The organism is Psychrosphaera haliotis (assembly GCF_009728465.1).
GTDB lineage: Bacteria > Pseudomonadota > Gammaproteobacteria > Enterobacterales > Alteromonadaceae > Psychrosphaera > Psychrosphaera haliotis.
Window position 1 is genome coordinate 1054737 of record NZ_WOCD01000003.1, and the last position, 18589, is coordinate 1073325.

An 18589-nucleotide genomic window follows, 5' to 3' on the forward strand; every position below is an offset into this window, starting at 1 on the left:
TGATTCCGCCGTATTATTCCCGATATTCTGCAAGTAATTCGTCACACTCAGCCACCGTTTATCCCTGGAGCCCGTCACCAAAGACCTAAAGCCTTTTATACCAACAAAGCTATGACACACTGATGTTATAAAAAATAGTACATGGAGCGAGCACTTAATGATAACTAGCATCAACAATCTAACCAAGTTTATCAAATATTACTTTGTACCAAATCGTGTCGATTTGCTCACGCGACGTTTCGATTTAGACTGGTTACGAGTAGGCGTGTTTGGGCTCCTGATCTTTTTTCATATTGGTATGCTTTACGTTGAAAACTGGGGCTACCACTATAAAAGCCAATACCAATGGCAAGGTTTAGAAATGGCGATGTTATTGGTTTCACCCTGGCGAATGGCAATTTTGTGGTTGATATCGGGCATCGCGATTCGTTTTTTGTTGGTGAAGGTATCTATTCGTCGTTTTATTTTTCTGCGTTCAATTCGCTTGTTATTGCCTTTGTTGTTTGGGATCTTGGTTGTTGTGCCACCACAACTGTATGTTGAGATGACTCAAAAAGCCGGACTCGAGATGTCATACTGGCAATTTATGCTGGAATTTTTCTCTGCGGACACCACATTATTTAACGACTTTCAGGCCGGAATTTGGCCTCATATTGATGTTAATCACTTGTGGTATTTGCGCTCGTTATGGCAATACTCACTGGCGTTAGTTTGTTTACTGCCGATTCTTAATGCACGCTGGCTTGAACAACTTTTTGCTTGGGTATTGCGTCAACATTGCGTTGTGGCCATTGCAGTTATGACGCTGCCTATTTTTTTATTACAAACATTCTGGGATCCCGACCAGGTTCGTTACCCGCTTGGCTTCACCTTTATGCTTTACGGATATGTGATTGGTTGGTCACCGCTATTTTGGCAACGCATAAAAGCAGGTTTGCCTCAGTTACTTATAATCACCCCTTTGGTTTTGATTAGTTTTGTTTGTTTTTACCAATTGATGTGGCTGCCTTATGGCGACACGTCGCATCCTGCATTACAAACGTTGGGCCTTGTTAGTTATAGCCTTTCTCGAGTTCTGGGCGCACTAACGTTATTGTCGCTGGCGTATACCTACATGAATGTTAAATCGGACAAACTTAACTATTGGTCAGAAGGCGTGTACACCTTTTATATCTTGCACCAAAGCATTTTGATTGTTGCTGCCTATTGGTTATCAAGTTTTGATTTGGGCTTTTTGGGCGCGGTGTTTGAGCCTATAGCAGTGATAGTTATGACAATAGCGGGATGTTTAGGCAGTTATGAAGTGATCAGACGAAGCAGCCTTCTTCGCCCCTTATTTGGTATGAAACAAGCGGTGGCTTATTCAGAGAATACCAGAACATTAGGGTACGTTAGCGCCAGCGTATTAATTTTACCCCTAGCGCTAACCTTACTGCTTTAGCTAATTTGATTTGGTGCTTAAATACCTAGTACTTGGTATTTACCGGTTAGTTGGTATTTACCGGTTAGTTGTATTTAATTGGTATCTAGCTGTATTACTTGCTAGGTAGTTCAAAAGTTAGCTTAAATGTTACCGGAACTGATGTTGCGATTGACGGTAAGCCAGCAATTTTTTGCAATGCAGCAATGCCTTTAACTAAGTCAAACTCTGCAGCATTAACTAACACTGGCTTTGTATTGTAGATAGTCACTGTGGTTTCACTTGTTTTAACAACATCTGAGTGAGCGACTAAGTCTTGTTTTTGACCATGAAGCTCAACGGATACAGGCACATGACGGTGAAATGATTCGCCTACCTTTAAGTTTTTAAGCGCAGATAAAGAAACTTCTGTTTGTACTAATGCTTGCGCGTATTTTTCTACATGAAATAACATCGACTTCATACGTTCGTTACGAATATCAATGCCCGTTTCTACGCTCGCTAAGTCAATAGTGACGCTTGCTAAACCTTGTTCGTTTATCTCACCTGACAAAGACTTAAATTCGTGAGCTTCAATAACAAAGCCACTTTTAATTGAAGTGAATACCAACTTAGATTTTTCAGGAACTAATGTATAAGACGATTGAGCGTGAGCCGAAGTGAAAAGCAAAAGCGCAGCGATGATAAAGTGTTTCATAATGGTTCCTTATTAGAGTTCTTTACTAGCGCTCATTGATAGAACTCCGTACGAGAACTAATAGTTAAAGTTCATAACTGAAGCCCAGGACTAGAGCTCTGTGTTTTGTGATGAATAGTTCTTGCGACGAATAATTCAGATTCAGAGGATACTAGCGCTCCGCCACAAAAGATCAACCCCAAAAGCATTTAGTGCATTTTTTAACCACGCCTGTATGCTAACTTTCACGCTTTGCTTTTTAATCGCTCAATAAGGACATTGTTATGCGCTCAGCACGCCTAAAACGAGAGGCACTCGTTACATTCGCATCTAAACTAAACACGCTATTGTTGTCGGCACTTTTATTATTAAGTGCCTTTACTTCGTTTTCCTCAATTTCAGCCACCAGCTCTGATAAAAATTACAGCGCCCGTATTAACGGCGTCACCGACTTTTTAATAGAACGAGCTCAAGGTACGGCCTTATATTTATACGAGCAAAGCATTCGCGAAAATGAAAATTTACAGTGTTATTTCCCCACCACCTACGAAACACTAAACAGCTATCAACAAGGCACGTTAAAAATATTCATCAGCTCTAAAGCCCAGTGGCAAAACACCATGCAAAATGACATGGAGACTTTATTGGTTCGAAGTTTTGCCAAAGAGATTGAAGACAAAGTGGGATTTGGCAAAAAGCAGGTGCCTATCGCCAATACGGTGATAAATATCATGCAACAATTAGAGCTAAAATATACCACTAAAAATGGGGCTACGGCTTATACTCCGCTTACGTTAAGCATGTTAGATGCCGACGCTAATTCAACTAAAATACAGAAAGCGTTTTACCAGCCCTTTGAAGAACTAATAGCAACTTTAAAAGTATTTGAAGACTACACACCCAACGAAAATGGCCAAATATGTGACCTTCCTCGCTTTAATTACCTACAGTTTGAAAACAAAATCAAAGGGTTAACTTCATTACCTAATCGCCTGCAAGTCTGGCTAGAACATGTGAAAAAACACAAAGCAGATTTACGACCTTCAACCCAGCTACTGACTCAATATCCTTCTACAGATAAGGCATGGCAGGCAATTTGTAAGATTGCCAATACCAAAAATCCAGCTTCTTGTGCCAACGTTGACGACTTTGTTTCGCAATTAACCACGCTGTATAGTTTACCAACTGATTTTGACCCGGCTCTTTATTTACAAAATGACATAGCCGTATTGCCCAACAGCGGTGAGTTTGCAAAATTACTGGCTGATTACAAAAATATGATCAAGCCTATTCAGCAGTTATACAAAAATATCAAGTCGATACAAGCAAAGGCCGACGGCACCAGACCTTCCACCTCAGAGTTAGCACAACAAGCCTTGGCTTTAATAAAAAAATGGTGGGCGGTGCAACATGGAAACAACGCTGGCGTAAATACTGACGCTCATAATCAAGCACTGTGGAAGCTCTCAAAACATATTCAGTTTTTTGCTTTATTGAGTGACGCGAATACCGCCGATGAAGTTAAAGGTATCTTATCGACCTTCGCCTTGCCTCAAACTGGTTTTTGGCAAAAGCGAGACTCGCACTCTCACTTAATGGTCACCTCCTATTTTGGTGCCGCTTATAATACCCAATCAGCAACGGTTGATGAGGCTAATAGTAAAAATCACAACAATGGTTTTTACGTGCCAGTTGGTTTGGAATACACCTTTGACAAAGATTGGCTAGGCCTTAACGAGGGAGCCGTAAGCCTAATGGTATCGCCCTTTGATTTTGGTTATCCAATCAACTTAAAATTGAATGGTATTGAGCAAGACTTTGAAGTGGATGAGATTTTTGCGCCGTCGATTTCCATTAGTTATGGATTGCAAAAGTGGCCATTGGTATTAGGTGTGGCTTACCAAAAAGGCGCTAAATTTAGCGCCGATTCAGAAAGTGAAAATAGAACGTTGTTGTTTGTGGCATTTGATATGCCGTTGTTTAACTTAATGTAACAGCTACTCTAATTACTACAATGAGTACTTGGCGCTGAATTGCAGGTACATGGATTCAGCGTTTTGATCTGCCATTTCAAAGCTACCTACTTCAACTCCAAGTGCTAATTTAGGCGTGTAATTTTTAAATACGTTTACACCCCAATGACTGCGATCAGCATCTGACTCTTCAGTGGTAATGTTGCCGTAAAATGCTGAACTACGCGTGTCGTCGTTCCAGAAATGACGGTAAGCCACCATGTAACTTGTGGACTCTTCAACTTCTTCGCCTACTAGGTCTTTAGCTGCCGTTACACCTACATAACGTCCTACATTACCCGTGTGAATTTGGAAGCGGAAATCGTCTTTGCCTGTGGTTTTAATTTTACCTGCTACTGATACACCAAAGGCGCTTTCACTGTTGTTCATTTCCGTATTTAGCTGTCTAAATAAACCCGCCACTGACACATTACCCCAGTCACCTTTGAAGTTATATTTAGCCACAACATCTGGCATTGCATCTTCGTTTGGATTACCGCCGTAGCTTTCTGGGTTTTCTAATGCAAATTGCCAGTTGCCATTGGTATAACGAACCTGGTTATTTCGCACAAAGGCTTCACCCACCATTGGGCCTGCAAAGTCTGCAGTTTCAGCAAGTGCTGAGGTATTCATAAAAGTGGTCCACGTTTGGCCAATCAATACGTCTTTGTATTTAATAAACGCATGGCGTAAACGAGGGTGAGATGAATTAGAAATTATTTCATTACCGCCGCCACCATAAAAGTCCATTTCAATAAAACCGGTTACGTCACCGTTGGTGTAAGTGGTATTAATTCTTGATTCGTTGGCAAACATTTTAAACTGCGAAGCGTCTTCTGGTAAAACAGAACCCGAGCCAATCCAAAAGTCTCGGTAACCTACATCGCCGTCTACATATCGGCCGTCGATTTTTATAAAGCCGCCAAACTTAATTTTTTGATCGTCGCCTAAGTCAACTTCAAAGGCTGCGTTTGCAGCTGCACTGCAACCAAGTCCTAACCCTAACATTGACACCAAAAGTAGTTTGTTTGTGTTTTTCATCTTCCTTCCCCAAGTTTATTTATTATTTTGAGGAGCAAGACCCAACACTCACTTGCCTCCTCTTTACTGCATTACAGTATGTTATGGCTATATAAAGACACAATTAGTCTTTAGTCTATTCGACTATGGTCTAATACCTTTTTTAGACCTAAACCTTTAAAACAGTTACGATGAATTTAGGTGATAGTTTAAACAAAGGTAATTGACATGACTGCTAGCTTGTATCCCGTTGCGGATTTCGAATATAAACACGACAACGCACTTTCAATGGAAGAGTACAAAGTGCTTTATCAATCTTCTATCAATCACCCAAATGAGTTTTGGGGCGAACAAGGTTTGCGCCTTGATTGGATGAAGCCATATACCAAAGTAAAAAACACCTCATTTAAAAAAGACAACGTTTCCGTTAAATGGTTTGAAGACGGCACATTAAATGTCAGTTCGAACTGTATCGACCGTCACCTGCCAACTCGCGCTAAAGACACCGCCATTATTTGGGAAGGCGACTCTCCTGGTGTGGATAAACGTGTGAGCTATCAAGAATTGCACGACGAAGTTTGTAAGTTGGCCAATGGCCTGAAAAAACTCGGCGTTAAAAAAGGCGACCGTGTCATTATTTATATGCCAATGGTGCCTCAAGCTGCGTATGCCATGTTAGCCTGTGCTCGAATTGGCGCTGTGCATTCAGTTGTTTTTGCAGGTTTTTCTCCAAACGCCATTGCCGACAGAATTATAGATTGTGGTGCTAGCGTTGTTATCACCGCCGATGTAAACAAACGTGGTGGCAAGCCATTACCACTTAAGGAAAACGTTGAAGAAGCGCTTGAGCGTGAAGACGTTAATTGCATTCAGCACACTGTGGTATTTAACAACGGTGCGCCAATTAACCCACTAGCAAACACACAAGTATGGTGGCATGACTTAGTTTCAAACTGCGCCATGACTTGTGAACCAGAAGAAATGAACGCTGAAGATCCTTTATTTGTGCTTTACACCTCGGGCTCTACAGGTAAACCAAAAGGCTTAGTTCACACTTCTGGTGGTTATTTAGTGTGGGCGTCAATGACCCATGAAAAAATATTTAACTACAAACCAGGTGAAGTGTATTGGTGTGCCGCCGATGTTGGTTGGATTACAGGCCATACCTATATTGTTTACGGACCGTTAGCCAATGGCGCAACAACGGTTATGTTTGAAGGCGTTCCCACGTACCCAGACGAACGTAGAATTGGTCAAATTATTGATAAACATCAAATTAGTATTTTGTATACCGCACCTACCGCTATTAGAGCGCTAATGTGCAAAGGCGATTTAGCCGCACAAGATTCAACACGCGACTCACTAAGATTACTTGGTACCGTTGGCGAGCCAATAAACCCTGAAGCATGGCAATGGTATTACGAAAAAGTAGGCGAGAAAAAGTGTCAGATTGTTGATACGTGGTGGCAAACTGAAACGGGTGGCGCGATGATCACGCCGCTTGCTGGTACTACTGATTTAAAACCGGGCTCAGCGACGTTACCGTTTTTTGGTGTGCAACCTGCACTCGTCGATAGCGACGGCAATGAATTAGAAGGCGAAGCCGAAGGTAATCTTATCATTAAAGATTCGTGGCCTGGACAAGCGCGCTCTATTCATGGCGATCACGAGCGTTATGGACAAACTTACTTTTCAGCTTACGACAATGTGTATTTCACAGGCGACGGCTGTAAACGTGATGCCGATGGGTATTACTGGATTACTGGCCGCGTAGATGACGTGTTAAATGTGTCTGGCCACCGCTTAGGTACTGCTGAAATTGAAAGCTCGTTAGTGGCGCATGAAAAAGTAGCTGAAGCTGCCGTTGTGGGTTATCCGCACGACATTAAAGGCCAAGGTATTTATGTTTATTTAACGCCTATATCGGGTACTGAAATAACGCCTGAACTGACTAAGTCAGTACGTGATTGGGTTCGCCATGACTTAAGCCCAATTGCCACGCCAGACATGATTCAGTGGTCACCTGGCCTACCAAAAACGCGTTCTGGTAAAATTATGCGTCGTATTTTACGTAAGGTAGCTGCAAATGAGCACGATCAATTAGGTGATATTTCTACCTTGGCAGATCCGAGTGTGGTTGATAACATCATTGAAAATAGACTAAATAAATAGCAGTTTTTGCTTAGATTCGGCTCAAATACGGCGCACTTATGGCTCACTTTTTAATTGCAGATGATCACCCTTTATTTCGTGAGGCACTTATTGGTGCCTTGCGTTTGCAATTTGCTGACTTAGAAGTGGCCGAGTCGGATTCGTTAGAATCTACCATTCAACAAATTGATCAAAACCCTGATCTTGATTTGGTGCTATTAGACTTACACATGCCGGGCAGTGGTGATCTGTACGGCATTATTCGTATCCGCGAAGACTTCCCTGACATTCCTGTCGCCGTTATTTCTGGCTCTGAACAGCTTGATGTGATTTCAAAAGTAATGGGCTTTGGTGCCATGGGATTTATTCCTAAGTCATCACCGTCGGCGCAAATTGCTAATGCCATTAACTGTATTTTAGAAGGCGATAGCTGGTTACCAGAAGGCATGGCTGGGAAAATTAAAGCGCTAAGCAAGGACGATCTTGATTTAGCCAATAGAGTTGCTGAACTCACGCCACAACAATACAAAGTGCTCTATTTATTACACGAAGGTTTGCTTAACAAACAAATTGCCTACGAGTTGCAGGTAACGGAAGCGACCATCAAAGCTCACATTACCGCAATATTCCGCAAGCTCGGAATTAACAGCCGCACTCAGGCGGTATTGCTTGCTGAGAAACTCCAACTAAGTCCTGTTGAGCCAGCGTAGCCTTATACCTGCATACCTATCTGCACCTACATACCTTATCTATACCTACATACATACCTATACAGGTCTGTCCAAAGACAGCTAGCTAAATAGCTATTCTGCGTCGCGTTGTGCTTTTTGAATAAGGCTTTTTAACCACGACTTTAATGGCGCCGGTTTTAATGGTTTTAACATGTGTCTCACCCCAAATGCATCGCACTGCGCTTTTAACTCTTCGTCTTTCATGGCTGTCACTAATGCAGCTGGAATGGCATCTTGAAAGTGTGAACGAATTGACTGAATAAGCTCTAAGCCGGTTATGTTTGATGGCACTAGCTGATAATCCACCAGCAATACATCGGGCTTAGTACAGCTTGGGTTTGTGCTATCTGGTGCGCAACTGGCTAAAAAGTCACTTACTTGCTCAACACTAGAAAAACACAAACACTGGCATTGCCATTTCTCGAGTAAGGTTTTAGTGGCGTCTAGATTTTGAATTTCATCGTCAATGCAAATAACGTTAAGTTGATTAAATTGACTCGATTCTAATTGCTCAAATTGATTGATTTGCGTGGTTAAACTTTCTGATCCAAGCGGCACAGTAACGCCAAAACACGAACCTTTACCAACCGTAGATTGCATTTTTATTGGCGACTTAAGTTGTGAACTCATTCTTTCCACCACACTAAGTCCAAGCCCTAAACCTTTGGCGCTACCAGTGTGCGTGCGGTAAAAGGCGTCAAATACACGGCTGTGTTCAGACGCTGAAATGCCCTCACCTGTGTCCCATACTTCTATTCTTATGCCTTGGCCGGCTTTTCGTAAGCCAATTAAAACCTTACCTGAGCCGGTATACTTCACCGCGTTCGATAAAAAGTTTTGTAATATTCGACGTAAATAAGTGGCATCACTGTGAACCGTCACATCTTGCCAATGTTGCACAAACTCCAATTGTTTGTCAGCGCATTGTGCCGAAATCTCATCACATAACGGCTTTAATACTGTACTCAATTTAAAGTGACTAAAGCTTGGTTTAAGCGCGCCTTGCTCTAGTTTCGAAATTTCCAATAGCGTTGATAGTAAGTCTTCCATTGCCGACAGCGACTGATCCACTTTGTTTAACGTACCGTGTTGTTCTTGATTTAATTCGTCTTCACTTAATGACGACAAGTACAAACGGGCGGCATTTAAAGGTTGTAATACATCGTGGCTGGCAAGCGCTAAAAATCGAGTTTTAGAGGCATTGGCTTCATCGGCTTCTTGTTTGGCTTTTTTCAGCTCTACGGATATCTCACTAATTTCATTAACACGTCGCTGTACCGTATCCGTTAAATTAATGTTGGCGTCTTTGAGTGCTTTTTCCGTTTCTATAAAGCCGGTAATGTCGTTAAAACTGGTAACAAATCCTCCATTTGGTAATGGATTGCCCACCATTTCTATAACCTTTCCATCGGCACGACGTCTAATAAAGGTATGGCTTTGACCGCTTTTTAAATGCGACAAACGCTTACTAACCAGCTCATCAACTTCGCCATAACCACATTCACCGCGCTCGGCGTTAAATCGAATAAGCTGCTCTATTGGCAAGCCTACTTGCACCATATGATCAGGGTAATCAAATAACTCCAAATAACGTTTATTCCAGGCTACCAAATTTAAGTCATTGTCCACCACGCTAATGCCTTGGCTTAGATTTTCTAACGAGCTAAATAATATGGCTTGGTTATTTTTTAAGGCTTGCGTGGTGTCATCAAAAAAGTTAACCACGTCTTCTACGTCCAGCTGCTTGCCCGACAGTACAATGTTAACCAATGACTGCGCAGATGAGGCACCTAACACACCACCAAGCATACGTTCGCAGTAATTCACAAACTGATGCGTAAGTTCATCGTTGTCATCCAGCGTTAGCTTGTTTTCCTGTTCATATTCCAGCAACAACTGTTCGCTGCGCTCATTGCCTAAAAAGGTCATCAATAAGTCGTTTAAGTCTTTTACTTTGGCTTGCGTATGACGAAGTTTTTGAGCTGACAAATCAGCTCGTTTATTTGGATGAACAAACGCCGTCGCTTGAATTTTATCGATTAAACGTTCATTGGCGAATATTGAAAATAAGTAATAACCCAGCGAATTGGCGATTAAAGAGATGATCACACCTTGGCTAATAACCGAGCTGTGACTGCCTGCATCATAAGAAGAAGCGAGCGGCATCAATAGGAACATTAACCAACTTAAAAAGCCCATTAAGAGTCCAGCGTAAACTCCGTTTGCATGTCCTTTTCGCCAATATAAGCCACCTAAAATTGGCGGTAACAATTGGATTACCAAAGAAAAGGCGATGAGACCGATGTTGTGTAACGAGGTTTCTTTGGCCCAGACAAAGTAATAAGCAAAAGACAAAAATAGAATAGCGCCAATGGTGACTTGTCGTAACTGAACAATACGGTGTTGGTATTTTCCCTCGGCCAATATTTTTTGTTGTTCACGTTTTAAAACTAACGGCATAAATACGTCGTTGGTGATCATCGTACTTAACGTTAACGTGGCCACAATGATCATGGCACTGGCGGCAGAAATACCACCAATAAATACCAATAATGTTGCCCACTCATTACCTGCAAATAGCGGTAATTGCATGGTAAAAATGTCTCTACTAACGCCGCTGTCTGCTAAAAAATGATTCCCTGCGGTGGCAATAGGCACAATGGCAATAATCGTCAGCAATAAATACAGCGGGAATAACCAACGTGCCGTGTTCAGATTTCGTTTATCTGAGTTGTCCACCACCATGACGTGGAATTGTCTTGGTAAACACAAAATGGCGGCAGCAGCCATAAAAGTTTGTACCAAAAAGTCGGTTGTGATCATTGTTGACCACTGCCACTGCGAGGTTACTATTTCTGGGTTTAGTGTGGTGCTTATTGTGTTAGTTGTCGTGTTACTTATCGTGTTACTTATCGTGGAGTCCGTTAATAACATATAGGCGATAACAGCAGAAATAACTAAGCCAATTAACTTAAAAATGGACTCAAAGGCGATGGCAAATATTAATCCAGAGCGATATTCCGTTACGTCGGCTTTTCTGGCGCCATACAAAATCGAAAACAACGCAATAACAAAAGTAGCGACAAAGGCGGAGGTGGCTTGCTCCGATTGAATAGAAGAGATGACTGAAAACGCACTAAAGCTAGCGTTAATGGCTTTTAGCTGCAGCGCGATGTAAGGAATAATAGCGAGCGTTGCAATGATAGTGACAATGAGCGCCGTTTGTTGGCGTTTGCCGTAACGTGACGATATGAAGTCGGCAACGGAAGTGACATTCTGCTTTTTACTCACCGTAACCAGTTTTGCCAAAATAGGATAACCAAAGGTGAATAATAAAATTGGTCCTAATAAAATAGGAAGAAACTGCCAACCTTGAGTTGATGCGGTTCCAACCGCGCCAAAGTAGGTCCAACTGGTGCAATAAATACCTAAGGCTAAACTATAAATGACTGGGTGATGCGTTACTTTTTGCGATAACGCGCCACCTTTGTCGCCCCATCTGGCCAGCATAAACATGATGCCAACGTAAACAATGGAAGCAGCAAATATAGCAAAAGTCATATTACATCCTTTAAGGTTAATGACGTTAAATCGCGTTGAGACATCATTGCTAAATAAAGCTCCGCTGTCGCTATCGCATCACCTAGAGCGTTATGCGCTGTATGATTTGGTAAATAGAAACGTTGTCGAAGATTTTTTAACGTTAGGTCTCGCGGTTCAATAATAAAGCCTTTTTTACGCAGTGACTGATTTGCTAATAACAAGGTATCAACCATGACAAACGGCGGTTTAATGCCGTATAAATGCAAACAAGCTTTTGTTAAAAAGTGACGTTCTATTTTATTAAAATGCACCAACATTACTTTACCAGCTAACTTTAATAACAGGTCGTTTACAACGAGCTCTAAGCTTTCTCCCTGCTGGCTTTCTTGCTCCGTAATTTGATGAATACAAACATTATCATGTTCTAACTGTTGTTCAACATCAATAACTTGGTGATATCGTTGTGCCAGTTTAATTTGATTGCCTAACATGTTTACACAACCAACACTGAGTAGCTTATTGCGATTTGCATCTAGCCCCGTTGTTTCAAAATCTACCGCCACCATTGGCAATTCAATTAAAGGCGTAGTTAAGTCTGGTAGCGGCGTTGATAAATACGCCCTAATGCCCGCATAAATATCGGTTTCTAGATCAGCTAAGTCTTCGTCGGGTAACGTGTGAGCCAACATGTCTTTAAATTGCTCGTTTAGCGCTTGCCTCTGTTGTTCAAACTTTTGTTTTTGCGGCGTAAAAAAGTTCTTCAAATTCATCACTAATACACCACTTGCCTTGAATCTTGTAACTCTTTAATAACCCTAAACGCGTCCTTCAAATGGCTTCGCTGCAATCTTGATATGTCTTTGGGCGACAAAAAGTTACTTGGTTTTTTCTGTTGTTGTATTTGCAATGCGTTAAGTTCTAAACGCAACTGAATAAGAAATTCGTATGCCGCTATCAGACTTCGCCCTGCTTGTTTTGACAATATGTGACTGCCTTTTGCGGCCTGCAGCCGTTCAAGGGTGGAGTTTTCTTCAATGCCTAATGCTAAGGCGTAAATGCGAGCTAAATCAACAATAGGCGCGATGGCATTGTGTTTTAAGTCCATGGTGGATTTGTTTTCACCTGAAGAAATAAGAACAAAGTCTCTGAAAAAACCCAGAGGCGGTTTATTGCCTATGGCGTTGCGGCTCAAATGTGCAATAAACAGTGTGCTCTGCTGAGTCATTTTTAATACGCGATGTTTGATATTCAGCAACAGTGTTTTGTCACCATAAACTACATCTAAATCAAAAAATACGCTGCTATTTAACAAGGCTTGAGGGCTTGGTGACGATACCCACTTTTCAAAATATTGTTGCCACTGTTTGGCGCTTTGGCACCAATTGGGATTACTCGCCATAATATTGCCTGGGCAATAAATAAACCCGCATTCGTTTAAGCCATCACAAACATAGTCCGCCAGCTCAGCAAACCAACGCTTGTCTGCTTCAGTGGCGTCATCACTATATACAATGGCATTGTCTTGATCGGAAAAGGCCAATTGCTCACTGCGCGCTAATGATCCTGCACACAACCATGCAAACGGCACGGATGGCGAACCCAGTTTCTGCTCCGCCAATTGAATTAAACGTGTGGTGATGCCTCTCGACAAGGCACTAATACTTTTAGCAATGGGGGCCGCTGCAATACCAAGCTTAGTTAAATTAACCTGCAGTTGAGGCAACATTTGACCAATTCGAGCTAACTCAGAAACCGACGTTGCTTTACGGATTGCACTGGTTAAATGCGCGGCATTTTGCCCTTCTTTATGCATTAAGTCAGTTAGCGTTAACATACCGTATAACTTACCAGACTTAGTTACAGGCAGATGATGTATGCCCTGCTCTATCATGGTTAACAAACCATCAAAGGCTATTTGTTCGGCTTCAATGGTTAGCATGTCTGTGGTCATGATTTTATTTACCGACGTGGTTAATTCTAAACCTGCAGCAACGGCTCTTGAGCGAATGTCTTTGTCGGTAATGATGCCTACATGAACGTCTTGCTTGGTGATCACTAAACTTGAGTAACCCAGTTCTGTCATTTTAATGGCCGCTGACTGTATAGACTCCAGATGTGCAATGGTGGCCGCAGGCGTATGAGCAAATTCTTCAACCGTCATGCTGTTTAATGGCGACGCGCTCAGCTCATTAAGCTGCTGGGCTGCAACTGAGTCGTGTATGCGTTGATTAGGATCTTTTAACCAGTGTGACAAAATGTCAGGATAATCGGCCAATACCATTTTCATTTCATTCAAAGGCACGCTGTAAACTAAAGAGTCTTGGTCCACCAGCCAGCTTTTTTGCTGATTAGAAAAGTCCACATTATTGATGACGATCACATCGCCTTCGCCATATTTAGAACGAATAGCGCCTTTTACTTTTTGTTGGACTATGCCTTTTCGGACCACCACAAAAACACCACATTGCCGTGCGCTTGTAAACGCCGTTTGTAAGCTGTCGTGCTGCCTTAAATAATTTATAGAGAAGAGTGAAACCAAGGAAACAAGGGCGGTTTTTGGTAACTGATCAAAAGGGGGAATTTGCCCAATAAAGTCAATTTGTTCGCTAAGATCAACACTCATGTCTGTCCCTTTGAAATTATTTTTGTTCTTTAGCCTACTGTTTTAGGCGCTTTGCGAGCAAATGGCAACGAATATCTGACCACCTTAGACTAAAGTTTAATACCTTTGTTGAACCCCTTCTTGCTAAGTTAGGCTCAGTCATTTGTATATCGATTAGATGTCAAACAGCAATTGGGTGGGCGACGGTTGATGTACAAATTCTAACTTTGTTTAACAAAGATTAATTTGGAGCATGTCGTGGAACATAAAACAACATATTGGCAGGAAAATCTGCGCTTAATATTTATATGCCTCATCATATGGTTTGTTGTCTCATATGGATTTGGCATTTTGCTGGTTGAACAACTCAACGAATTTAGACTTGGTGGTTACAAACTTGGATTTTGGTTTGCACAACAAGGATCTATTTACACATTTGTTGGTTTAGTTTTTTGGTATACAAGGCAAATGAATAAACTTGATGCCAAATACAAGGTGGAGGACGAATAATGGAAGAATTAAAACTCTATACCTACATTGCGGTTTTTGGGTCTTTTGCCCTTTATTTCGCAATTGCATGGTGGGCTCGCGCGGGTTCAACTAGTGACTTTTATGTGGCTGGCGGCGGCGTAACTCCACTTCAAAACGGCATGGCAATTGGTGCTGACTGGATGAGTGCGGCGTCATTTATTTCCATGGCTGGCTTAATTGCCTTCTTAGGATACGGCGGTTCGGTATTCTTAATGGGTTGGACCGGTGGTTATGTATTGTTAGCCATGCTTCTTGCTCCATACATGAGAAAGCACGGTAAGTTTACCGTACCTGAGTTTATTGCTGACCGTTACTATTCAAGAACCGCACGTATTGTTGCTGTTGTTTGTTTAATTGTAGCGTCGCTTACTTATATCATTGGCCAAATGAAAGGCGTTGGCGTTGCGTTCTCTCGCTTCTTAGAAGTTGATTACGACCTTGGCTTATACATAGGTATGGCCGTTGTTTGGGTTTATGCCGTGCTTGGTGGCATGAAAGGCATTACTTACACGCAAATTGCACAGTACTGTGTACTGATTTTTGCTTACACTATTCCTGCCGTGTTTATTTCATTGCAACTGACTGGTAATCCAATTCCGCAGCTTGGTTTAGGTAGTACCTTGGCCGATGGCAGTGGCATGTATTTATTAGACAAACTTGATTTAGTGGTCACTGATTTAGGCTTTAAAGAATACACCACGGATAATATGGGCGGCACTTTAAACATGTTCGCTTACACCTTATCGTTAATGATTGGTACAGCCGGTTTACCGCACGTAATTATGCGATTCTTTACGGTGCCTTCTGTAAAAGCAGCACGTTCATCTGCAGGTTACGCGTTAGTATTTATCGCTCTGTTATACACAGTAGCACCTGCTGTTGGTGCAATGGCTCGCCTTAACCTTATGAACACGGTAGAGCCAGTTGCTGGTCAAAACTTAGAGTATGCCGAGCGTCCTCAATGGTTTAAAGACTGGGAAAAAACAGGTTTATTGCAGTTCGAAGATAAAAATGGCGATGGCAAAATCCAATACACAGCAAATGCTGAGACTAATGAAATGACCAAGGTTGATCGTGACATTATGGTATTGGCGAACCCTGCTATAGCAAATCTTCCTAACTGGGTTATTGCACTGGTTGCCGCAGGTGGTATTGCAGCTGCACTATCAACCGCTGCAGGCTTATTGCTAGCGATATCCTCCTCGGTTTCCCATGACTTAATGAAAGGGGTGTTAACACCTAACATTTCTGAAAAAGACGAGCTCATGGCCGGACGAGTCGTGATGACCATTTCCATTATTGTCGCAGGTTGGCTGGGGTTAAATCCACCAGGCTTTGCTGCCGGTACCGTTGCGTTGGCCTTTGGTTTAGCCGCATCGAGTTTATTCCCGGCATTAATGATGGGTATATTCTCTAAAAAGATGAGTGGCACTGCTGCCGTAGCAGGCATGTGTGCAGGTCTAGGTGTAACTATGCTGTATGTATTCCAACATAAAGGATTCATGTTTATACCAGGCACTTCATTTTTAGGTGGATTAGAAGAAAATTGGTTCTTAGGCATTTCGCCTAATGCCTTTGGTGCTGTAGGCGCTATCGTGAACTTTACCGTTGCATTTATCATGCTTAAGTTTACCGGGCCTGCACCACAAGAAATCCAAGACATGGTAGATAACTTCCGTGTCCCTCATGGAGCTGGAAAAGCGCACGCACACTAAACATGTGTTTTTACCCTTTGGCTTCCCATTTGACTCTACATTTGGGAAGCCTTTTTTTATTTCTATATTTACTAATTATTCCCGTTTACAATTCAAGCATAATAACGAGGTTAAAATATGAATAAACACACCAAAATGGCGTTATACGTGGCTCCAATCTTAATATTAGGCGGTTATATATTGTCTGACATGTGGGTGGAAAACCAAGCGGCTAAAGACAAAGTCATTGTATTGCAGCAACAAGGTCCTTGCGATGTGATTGAGCAAATGTGCATATTAGAGTCAGGCGACTTACAGCTAAATGTGTACGACAAAAACGGCGAAACTTATGTAAATTCAACCTTTGCGTTAGATGCCGCCACGTTATTTACCGTTGACGACAATAATATAGTGACCGAATACCCTCTTCTACAAGATAACAATGCGTTTTACTGGAAGCATAAAACCACCTTGAACCAGCAACTTACTAAAGCCGGCGACACACAAAAACTGCGCGTTATTGCAGAGATTAAAGGTGGCAAATACATCAGCGAATTCACCACCAAAAAAAGCTAAATTAACTAGATTATTTAACCAGTTCCACTTTGTATAAGTCTTCGCGTCTGTCTTTGAGGTTTCGAACTGTACCTTCGCTATGAAGAATTTTCAATTTATCCATATCTAAGTCGCTGAACAGTAACATCTCAGTATTTGGCGTTGCTTCGTTTAGCGTCGCATCGTGCGGGAATGAAAAGTCTGAAGGTGTTAAGACCGCTGACTGCGAATACTGAACATCTAAACTTTCCACTTCAGGTAAATTACCCACTGAGCCTGCAATCACTACATAACATTCATTTTCGATGGCTCGAGCTTGAGCGCAATGTCTAACTCTAAGGTAACTGTTTTTGGTGTCTGTCCAAAATGGTACAAACAGAATATCTAGGCCTTGTTTGGCTAATATTCGCGACAACTCCGGAAATTCAACGTCATAACAAATTTGTATTCCTACTCGTCCTGCATCCGTTTCAAATACTGCGATTTTATCGCCACCTTGGATAACCCAGTCGTTTTGTTCATGCGGTGTTATATGAATTTTTCGTTGCTCGTCTATTTTTCCGCTGCGATGACAGAGGTAACTGACATTATAAATTTTGTCGTCTTCGGCCAGTGGCATTGAACCGGTAATTATATTAGCGTTATATTCTACGGCCATGCGCGACATGGCGTTTTTAAAGGTTTCGGTAAACTCAGCTAAATACCGAATCGCTTCTGTTTGATTGCTTTGTTCCGTAAGGCCCATTAGTGGCGCATTAAAAAACTCTGGAAACAAGATAAAGTCGCTTTGGTAGTCAGAAACCGTATCTACAAAGTACTCAACTTGTTTGAGCAATTCTTCTACTGATTCTACACAACGCATTTGCCATTGCACCGCACCCACTCGCACAATAGATTTTGTAGATTCTATTACGGTATCGGTAGGCTCAAACATGATGTTGTTCCACTCTAATAAAGTGGCATAACCAACAGAGCCCTGATCTTCAGGTAGATATTTTTTTAATAGTCGTTTTACTTGGAAGTCGTTTGATAATTGAAAGCTTAAGATAGGGTCGTACAACTCTTTATGATCGACTTTTTCAATATACTCCGTTGGCGACATTTCACTACTGTAATTGTGATACAGCGGAATTCGACCACCCGCTAAAATAGCCCTCAAGTTGTACTGTCGGCACAGCTCTTTTCTCGCATCATATAAGCGTCGTCCCAACCTCATTCCTCGGTGAGTTGGTGATATCACTACATCTAATCCGTACAGCGCGTCTCCTTCTTCGTCAGAAAAAACACGGTCATGACCATCAACAATATCTTCGTAAGTGTGTGGATTGGAAAAGCGCGCATAGTCAACTTGAACGCTGAGCGCGATGCCCACTAATACGCCATCATCAACAATACCAATTTGCCCTTCTGGGAACTGATCTATCAATCTAAAAATAGTATGTGACGGCCATGCACCTCCAAGGTCTGGATAAGCACGATCCATTAAAGTCTTAATTTCTGGATATTGACCTTTGGTAAGGTTACAGATCTCTAAATGCGTTTTCTCTGCCGCCATTATAGCTCCAATTAAAAAATTTTATCGATTGCTCCAATAATAGAACAACTTTCTTTAGATCCTTAAATAAAACTCAGATCTTTCAAATATATATGGAGA

13 protein-coding genes are annotated in these 18589 nt (G+C 41.9%); 7 read left to right on the forward strand and 6 right to left on the reverse strand.

From position 1 onward, the window contains the following. Positions 1-157 precede the first annotated feature (157 nt). Positions 158-1441 carry an acyltransferase family protein gene (locus GNP35_RS09640; RefSeq protein ID WP_155695882.1) on the forward strand — a complete coding sequence of 428 codons (1284 nt, stop codon included), beginning with the start codon at positions 158-160 and terminating at the stop codon, positions 1439-1441. 94 nt (positions 1442-1535) lie between these two features. Here the strand turns inward: GNP35_RS09640 and GNP35_RS09645 are convergent, their stop codons facing one another. Continuing rightward, the gene (locus GNP35_RS09645; protein ID WP_155695883.1) at positions 1536-2117 is read right to left on the reverse strand and encodes a YceI family protein; all 582 of its coding nucleotides are present in this window, start codon (positions 2115-2117) and stop codon (positions 1536-1538) included. A 263-nt stretch (positions 2118-2380) separates the two neighbouring features. Here GNP35_RS09645 and GNP35_RS09650 point away from each other — a divergent pair, with 263 nt between their 5' ends. After that, entirely contained in the window at positions 2381-4090 is a 1710-nt protein-coding gene (locus GNP35_RS09650) for a hypothetical protein (protein ID WP_155695884.1), read from the forward strand. 15 nt (positions 4091-4105) lie between these two features. Here the strand turns inward: GNP35_RS09650 and GNP35_RS09655 are convergent, their stop codons facing one another. Continuing rightward, entirely contained in the window at positions 4106-5149 is a 1044-nt protein-coding gene (locus GNP35_RS09655; protein ID WP_155695885.1) for a DcaP family trimeric outer membrane transporter, read from the reverse strand. Positions 5150-5356: 207 nt separating this feature from the next. Here GNP35_RS09655 and acs point away from each other — a divergent pair, with 207 nt between their 5' ends. Further along, complete coding sequence (gene acs / locus GNP35_RS09660; protein WP_155695886.1) at positions 5357-7300, forward strand: acetate--CoA ligase; 1944 nt, start codon at positions 5357-5359, stop codon at positions 7298-7300. 38 nt (positions 7301-7338) lie between these two features. After that, positions 7339-7989 (forward strand): response regulator transcription factor, encoded by a 651-nt coding sequence (locus GNP35_RS09665; protein WP_155695887.1) that lies wholly within the window; start codon positions 7339-7341, stop codon positions 7987-7989. Between the two features lie 93 nt (positions 7990-8082). Here GNP35_RS09665 and GNP35_RS09670 read toward each other — a convergent pair whose 3' ends face one another. The 3 genes from GNP35_RS09670 to GNP35_RS09680 are packed head-to-tail and all read right to left on the reverse strand — an operon-like array spanning position 8083 to position 14176. Further along, positions 8083-11571: a PAS domain-containing hybrid sensor histidine kinase/response regulator gene (locus GNP35_RS09670; RefSeq protein ID WP_155695888.1), complete on the reverse strand. Its 3489-nt coding sequence runs from the start codon at positions 11569-11571 to the stop codon at positions 8083-8085. Then, complete coding sequence (locus GNP35_RS09675) at positions 11568-12323, reverse strand: exonuclease domain-containing protein (RefSeq protein WP_230961407.1); 756 nt, start codon at positions 12321-12323, stop codon at positions 11568-11570. Before GNP35_RS09675 ends, GNP35_RS09670 begins: the two co-directional genes overlap by 4 nt. Positions 12324-12325: 2 nt before the next feature. Further along, positions 12326-14176, reverse strand: a complete 1851-nt coding sequence (locus tag GNP35_RS09680; protein WP_155695890.1) for a DUF294 nucleotidyltransferase-like domain-containing protein — start codon at positions 14174-14176, stop codon at positions 12326-12328. A gap of 237 nt (positions 14177-14413) precedes the next feature. Here GNP35_RS09680 and GNP35_RS09685 point away from each other — a divergent pair, with 237 nt between their 5' ends. The 3 genes from GNP35_RS09685 to GNP35_RS09695 all read left to right on the forward strand — a co-directional run bounded on the left by GNP35_RS09685 (position 14414) and on the right by GNP35_RS09695 (position 16956). Further along, positions 14414-14665 carry a DUF4212 domain-containing protein gene (locus tag GNP35_RS09685; RefSeq protein ID WP_330997761.1) on the forward strand — a complete coding sequence of 84 codons (252 nt, stop codon included), beginning with the start codon at positions 14414-14416 and terminating at the stop codon, positions 14663-14665. After that, on the forward strand, positions 14665-16401 hold the full coding sequence (locus tag GNP35_RS09690; protein ID WP_155695892.1) for a sodium:solute symporter family protein: 1737 nt from the start codon (positions 14665-14667) through the stop codon (positions 16399-16401). Before GNP35_RS09685 ends, GNP35_RS09690 begins: the two co-directional genes overlap by 1 nt. A 117-nt stretch (positions 16402-16518) precedes the next feature. Further along, complete coding sequence (locus tag GNP35_RS09695; protein WP_155695893.1) at positions 16519-16956, forward strand: hypothetical protein; 438 nt, start codon at positions 16519-16521, stop codon at positions 16954-16956. Positions 16957-16966: 10 nt separating this feature from the next. On the opposite strand, the gene GNP35_RS09700 is transcribed toward GNP35_RS09695, so the two are convergent. Beyond that, positions 16967-18490, reverse strand: a complete 1524-nt coding sequence (locus tag GNP35_RS09700) for a bifunctional GNAT family N-acetyltransferase/carbon-nitrogen hydrolase family protein (protein ID WP_155695894.1) — start codon at positions 18488-18490, stop codon at positions 16967-16969. Positions 18491-18589 lie beyond the last annotated feature (99 nt).

Coding starts and splice junctions, on each gene's coding strand:
- GNP35_RS09640 (WP_155695882.1), top strand. CDS start 158: ATGATAACTAGCATCAACAATCTAACCAAGTTTATCAAATATTACTTT.
- GNP35_RS09645 (WP_155695883.1), bottom strand. CDS start 2,117: ATGAAACACTTTATCATCGCTGCGCTTTTGCTTTTCACTTCGGCTCAC.
- GNP35_RS09650 (WP_155695884.1), top strand. CDS start 2,381: ATGCGCTCAGCACGCCTAAAACGAGAGGCACTCGTTACATTCGCATCT.
- GNP35_RS09655 (WP_155695885.1), bottom strand. CDS start 5,149: ATGAAAAACACAAACAAACTACTTTTGGTGTCAATGTTAGGGTTAGGA.
- acs (WP_155695886.1), top strand. CDS start 5,357: ATGACTGCTAGCTTGTATCCCGTTGCGGATTTCGAATATAAACACGAC.
- GNP35_RS09665 (WP_155695887.1), top strand. CDS start 7,339: ATGGCTCACTTTTTAATTGCAGATGATCACCCTTTATTTCGTGAGGCA.
- GNP35_RS09670 (WP_155695888.1), bottom strand. CDS start 11,571: ATGACTTTTGCTATATTTGCTGCTTCCATTGTTTACGTTGGCATCATG.
- GNP35_RS09675 (WP_230961407.1), bottom strand. CDS start 12,323: ATGAATTTGAAGAACTTTTTTACGCCGCAAAAACAAAAGTTTGAACAA.
- GNP35_RS09680 (WP_155695890.1), bottom strand. CDS start 14,176: ATGAGTGTTGATCTTAGCGAACAAATTGACTTTATTGGGCAAATTCCC.
- GNP35_RS09690 (WP_155695892.1), top strand. CDS start 14,665: ATGGAAGAATTAAAACTCTATACCTACATTGCGGTTTTTGGGTCTTTT.
- GNP35_RS09695 (WP_155695893.1), top strand. CDS start 16,519: ATGAATAAACACACCAAAATGGCGTTATACGTGGCTCCAATCTTAATA.
- GNP35_RS09700 (WP_155695894.1), bottom strand. CDS start 18,490: ATGGCGGCAGAGAAAACGCATTTAGAGATCTGTAACCTTACCAAAGGT.